Source organism: Streptomyces spongiae (assembly GCF_009377185.1).
Classification (GTDB): Bacteria; Actinomycetota; Actinomycetes; order Streptomycetales; family Streptomycetaceae; genus Streptomyces; species Streptomyces spongiae.
Genome location: NZ_VJZC01000690.1, coordinates 1 through 4,794, shown reverse-complemented (window position 1 = coordinate 4,794; position 4,794 = coordinate 1). Strand labels below are relative to the sequence as shown.

The window sequence follows — 4,794 nt, the reverse complement described above, 5'->3', positions numbered from 1 at the left end:
CGCAACCCCTCCCCCGCCAGCCGTGCGAAGGAAGGGAGCGACAGCGACGTACGGCCGCGGACGCAGCCCGCGCACGCGGCGGCCAGGGCGCGCCAGCCCGGCCGCCCCCAGCCGGCGTCCGCCAGGGCCAGGGCCGCCGCGCCACAGGCGCACGGCCCGACCGTCGCGCACCGCACCCGCTGGCGCGCGTACCGGAAGCCGAGTTCGAAGCGGATGTACGAGCCGAGCACGGAGACCTCCAGCAGCACGGCCGCGCGATGCTCGGCGGTGCACAGCAGGGCCTCGGCCGACGGGCGGTCGTGCACGCAGTGGAAGCCGCAGTCGCACAGGCGCGCGGGGGAACGGTGCCTGAGTCCGTAGACGCACCGGGCCTCGTCGAGGACCCCGTACGGCAGCGCGCCGCCCAGCGACACCCCGGTGAACCCCGCCCGGCTGCCGTCCTGGGACAGCATCGGGTGGGCGATCTTGTATCCGGTCGGCGGCTCCGCCGGACGTTCCTCGGGGAGCCGCAGTCTCATCGCGCGACCGGTACCTCTTCGGCCGCGGCCGTCGCCGGTTCCTCGGCCTCCTCAGGGAGTCGCAGCTCCTCCTCGTACGGCTGGTCCTGCTCCTCCGCGACCCCGGTGGCGAGTGCCTTGCCGAGCCTCATGACGCCTCCCATGACCGTGCGTGACCTGACCTTGCTGGCCTTCTTCGCCATGGTGACCCAAAAGGGACGGCTTGGCACCAGGGCCTCGCTCCCCGCACCAGGGGCGCACCTCACGTCCGCGTAGTGAGTCTGACCAATACCTCGTAGGAGAATTAAGTGGAGCTTCACCGTTGACCTGCCGACACTACTCCCATGACGACTCCACGCCCCGCAGCCCCCTTCGGCCGCGCCCTGTGCGCGATGGTCACTCCCTTCACCGCGGAGGGCGCCCTGGATCTCGACGGCGCGCAGCGGCTCGCCGACCGGCTCGTGGCCGGGGGCTGCGACGGTCTGGTCCTGTCCGGTACGACGGGCGAGTCACCCACCACGTCGGACACCGAGAAGGCGGAGCTCGTGCGCGCGGTCCGCGAGGCGGTCGGAGACCGGGCCCACATCGTCGCGGGGGTCGGCACGTCCGACACGCGGCACAGCGTGGAGCTCGCCCTCGCGGCCGAAAAGGCGGGCGCGGACGGCCTGTTGGCGGTCACGCCGTACTACAGCAGACCCCCGCAGGACGCCGTCGAGGCCCACTTCCGCGAGCTCGCCGACGCCTGCGGGCTGCCACTCGCCCTCTACGACATCCCCGGCCGCACCGGCACCCGCATCGAGCCGGAGACCATGATCCGGCTAGCCGGGCACCCGCGGATCGTGGCGGTCAAGGACTGCGCGTACGACCTGCTGGGCACCCAGAAGGTGCTGGCCCGAACGGAGTTGGCGTACTACACGGGCTGCGACGAGTACGTGCTGGCGCTGTACGCGATCGGCGGGTCCGGGTACGTCAGTACGGTGGCGAATGTGGCGCCGCGTCACTTCCGGGCGGTCATCGACGCGTTCGACGCGGGGGACACGGCCGGGGCCGCCCTTCGCCAGCGACTCACCATCCCCCTCACCGAGTTGATGATGGGCTCCGGCCTGCCCGGAACCGTGACCGCGAAGGCACTGCTCGGGAGACTGGGCCTGCCCGCCGGCCCGGTCCGGGCACCGCTGCGGCCCGCCGGCCGGGAGACGGCCGACGGGCTGCTGACGGCGTACGAGGAACTGGCATCGTACGAGGAGTTGGCGGCGTCCGAGGAGCTGGTCAGCTCCGGCGTTCGGTGAACAGCGGGACCCAGCGGCCGGGATAGTCGTCCGACGCCTTGCGGAAGTCGCTGAGCTGGACGACCTTGTCGCTGCCGATGGTGATGAGCAGGAGCTGGTTGCGGAACTCGTTCTTGCCGTTGCACCGCTCGGGGTCGCATCCCCAGGCGATGAGCCGCTTGTTGTCGGCCCAGGCGAGGAGTTGTTGCCCCGGTACGGTCGTGATCCGCTTGCCCGTGCGCGAGTCGACGATCTCCGAGGAGATCTCGTCGCCGTCGCCCGCGAAGTCGCCCCCGACGAGCTTCCCGTCGGGCGAGAGCCCCGCCTCCGCCCAGCTGACGTGTTTCTCGGCCGCCGGAATGCCCGTCTTGTTGCCCTCCAGGTCGTAGTACTCCCGGCCCGGATCCATGGGGATGTCCGCGTACACGTACTGGTCGTCGTGGCTGAACTCGAAGTCGTCGCGGGCGTTTGCCGACCAGCCCGTCTCGTCCTTCCAGTAGGGCGCCCTGTGCCAGTCCTCCTTGCCCGAGTCCACGTCCACGACGGAGAACCCGGTACGGCTGGGCAGGGGCCCGGGGACGTCCTTGCCGTTGATGTTCTGGGGGTGGTCGGCGAAGTTGCGGTCGGGGTTCTTGGAGTAGGTCGTCGCGACGAGCTTCTCGCCGTCGGACGAGAAGGCGACGCCGGCGACCCCGTGCTCGACCGGGATCCAGCGGTCCACCTTGCCGGTGATCATGTCGAGCAGGCCGATGCGCCGGGCGGGCAGTTCGTCCTCCAGCACGGCGGCGGTACGCATACCGGGGGCGACGTCCAGGAAGGCCCACCTGGTCTTGCGGTACTTGCCGGTCTTCTGGTCGAGCAGCCCGTACACCCTCTTGGAGATCACGTCCCCGTTGGACTGCTTGTCGTTCTCGCGCACGTAGAACGCGGCCAGTGCCGTGTCGCCGGCGGCGATCATGTCCCTGGGCGGTGACTGGTGGGGGTGCGCGATGATGTCGCTCTTGTTCATCTCGCTCGCGGGCCGCACATCCTCCCCGCCACCTGAGAGGGCGGGCACGGACAGCCCCACGGCGAGGGCCGTGACGGCCGCGGCGCCCGCGATCGTGCGGTTCCGGCGGCGCCGCCGGACGGCCAGCACCCGGTCGGCGAAGCCCGACGGGAGAGGCATCGGGCCGGCGGCCTGTTCGCGGAGCGCGTCACGCACCAGTTCGTCGACGTTCACGGACGCACCTCCACGGGCGAGTAGTCACGGGACGGCTCCCGCTCGGCGTCTGCCGGGCCGAGCGCGGCCAGTTCGGGTGCGAGGGCGCGCAGCCGGGCGAGCGAGCGGTGCGTCGTGGACCGTACGGTGCCGACGGAGCAGCCGAGGATGCGGGCCACGTCGGCCTCCGGCAGGTCCTCGAAGTAGCGCAGGACCAGCACGGTGCGCTGGCGCGCGGTGAGCCGGGCGAGCGCGCCGCGCATCACGAGGCGCAGTTCGGCGGCGGCCGCCCCGTCCCCGTCGTCGGTGCCCTCCTCCGGCAGTTCGGCGACGCTGACCTCGCGCCGACGCCACTTGAGGCGCCAGCGGCTGATCTGCTGCCGGTACAGGACCTGGCGGACGTACGCCTCGGGTTCGTCGATGCGGTGCCACCGTCCGGCTGCCTTGATCAGGGCGTTCTGCAACAGGTCCTCCGCCGCGTGCCGGTCCCCTCCGCTCAGCAGGACGGCCGTCTTCAGCAGCGCCGACGACCGGCCGGCCACGAACTCCCGGAAACTCTCCTGGCCTTGGGCATCCATCGTCACCTTCTCTTCCCCCGGTGGTGCCCTGCGCGCCACCCCTGTACCCCTTGTGACGCGCGCACTGGGGTGCGGCTATGCCACTTGCCGCGAACCACCGTGAAAAAGGTGGGCGCCCTGGGACCCAGCTGTCCTAGTTGTGGCTGTGCAGGATCTCGTTCAGGCCGCCCCAGACCGCGTTGTTCGGGCGGGCCTCGACCGAGCCGGTGACGGAGTTGCGGCGGAACAGGATGTTGGAGGCCCCGGACAGCTCGCGGGCCTTGACGATCTGCCCGTCGGGCATGGTGACGCGCGTGCCGGCGGTGACGTACAGACCGGCCTCGACGACACACTCGTCGCCGAGCGCGATACCGACGCCCGCCTCGGCGCCGATGAGGCAGCGCTCACCGATGGAGATGATCACGTTGCCGCCGCCGGACAGGGTGCCCATGGTGGAGGCGCCACCGCCGATGTCGGAACCGTCGCCGACGACGACACCGGCGGAGACGCGGCCCTCGACCATCGAGGTGCCCAGGGTGCCCGCGTTGAAGTTCACGAAGCCCTCGTGCATCACGGTGGTGCCCTCGCCGAGGTGCGCGCCGAGCCGGACGCGGTCGGCGTCGGCGATCCGGACGCCCTTCGGCGCGACGTAGTCCGTCATGCGCGGGAACTTGTCGACGGACGTCACCTGGAGGTGCAGTCCTTCGGCGCGCGCGTTGAGCCGGACCTTCTCGATGTCGTCGACGGCGACCGGGCCGAGGGAGGTCCAGGCGACGTTGGCGAGGAAGCCGAAGATGCCGTCGAGGCTCTGGCCGTGCGGCTGGACGAGGCGGTGTGAGAGCAGGTGGAGGCGGAGGTAGACGTCGTGCGCGTCGATCGGCTTCTCGTCGAGGGAGGCGATGACCGTGCGGACCGCGACCACCTCGACGCCACGGCGGGCGTCCGGGCCGATCGCCTTCGCGGCGCCCTCGCCGAGCAGTTCGACGGCCCTGTCGGCGGACAGCCGCTCGCTGCCCGCCGGGCCGGGCTCGGCCGTCAGCTCGGGCGCGGGGAACCAGGTGTCGAGGATGGTGCCGTCGGCGGCGATCGTGGCGAGACCGGCGGCCACGGCGCCGGTGGTGCGAGGAGCAGTCGTGTCGGTCATGAGGGCAACCTAACCGGCGGGGGGTGGTGGAGGCTAACCGGTGGGAGGGACGTCTCATGTGGCGGTCGCGCGCGGCGACGGTGACCTGGCGCGGCACCGGTTTGTCCTCGCCCCCGCCGCCCCTACC

At 71.5% G+C, this 4,794-nt stretch carries 5 protein-coding genes and 1 pseudogene; 1 reads left to right on the top strand and 5 read right to left on the bottom strand.

What is annotated here, in order from left to right:
- A pseudogene (locus FNH08_RS44665) lies at positions 1 to 518 on the bottom strand (hypothetical protein); the annotation flags it as partial.
- Positions 515 to 727, bottom strand: a complete 213-nt coding sequence (locus FNH08_RS44660; protein ID WP_152777228.1) for a hypothetical protein — start codon at positions 725 to 727, stop codon at positions 515 to 517. The pseudogene FNH08_RS44665 and the gene FNH08_RS44660, both read right to left, overlap by 4 nt.
- 114 nt (positions 728 to 841) lie before the next feature.
- Between FNH08_RS44660 and dapA the strand changes: the two genes are divergently transcribed.
- Positions 842 to 1,786: a 4-hydroxy-tetrahydrodipicolinate synthase gene (gene dapA, locus FNH08_RS44655; RefSeq protein ID WP_152777227.1), complete on the top strand. Its 945-nt coding sequence runs from the start codon at positions 842 to 844 to the stop codon at positions 1,784 to 1,786.
- Here the strand turns inward: dapA and FNH08_RS44650 are convergent.
- The 3 genes from FNH08_RS44650 to dapD form a co-directional block, all read right to left on the bottom strand.
- Entirely contained in the window at positions 1,767 to 2,987 is a 1,221-nt protein-coding gene (locus tag FNH08_RS44650; protein ID WP_322726452.1) for a WD40 repeat domain-containing protein, read from the bottom strand. The two genes, dapA and FNH08_RS44650, sit on opposite strands and share 20 nt — an antisense overlap.
- Positions 2,984 to 3,544: a SigE family RNA polymerase sigma factor gene (locus FNH08_RS44645; RefSeq protein ID WP_152777226.1), complete on the bottom strand. Its 561-nt coding sequence runs from the start codon at positions 3,542 to 3,544 to the stop codon at positions 2,984 to 2,986. The genes FNH08_RS44650 and FNH08_RS44645 overlap by 4 nt, the downstream gene beginning before the upstream one ends.
- Positions 3,545 to 3,677: 133 nt before the next feature.
- The gene (gene dapD / locus FNH08_RS44640; protein ID WP_152777225.1) at positions 3,678 to 4,667 is read right to left on the bottom strand and encodes a 2,3,4,5-tetrahydropyridine-2,6-dicarboxylate N-succinyltransferase; all 990 of its coding nucleotides are present in this window, start codon (positions 4,665 to 4,667) and stop codon (positions 3,678 to 3,680) included.
- Positions 4,668 to 4,794 lie beyond the last annotated feature (127 nt).

Bases quoted from the DNA above. Each gene is read 5' to 3' on its own strand.
- dapA (WP_152777227.1), top strand. From the start codon at position 842: ATGACGACTCCACGCCCCGCAGCCCCCTTCGGCCGCGCCCTGTGCGCG.
- FNH08_RS44645 (WP_152777226.1), bottom strand. From the start codon at position 3,544: ATGGATGCCCAAGGCCAGGAGAGTTTCCGGGAGTTCGTGGCCGGCCGG.
- dapD (WP_152777225.1), bottom strand. From the start codon at position 4,667: ATGACCGACACGACTGCTCCTCGCACCACCGGCGCCGTGGCCGCCGGT.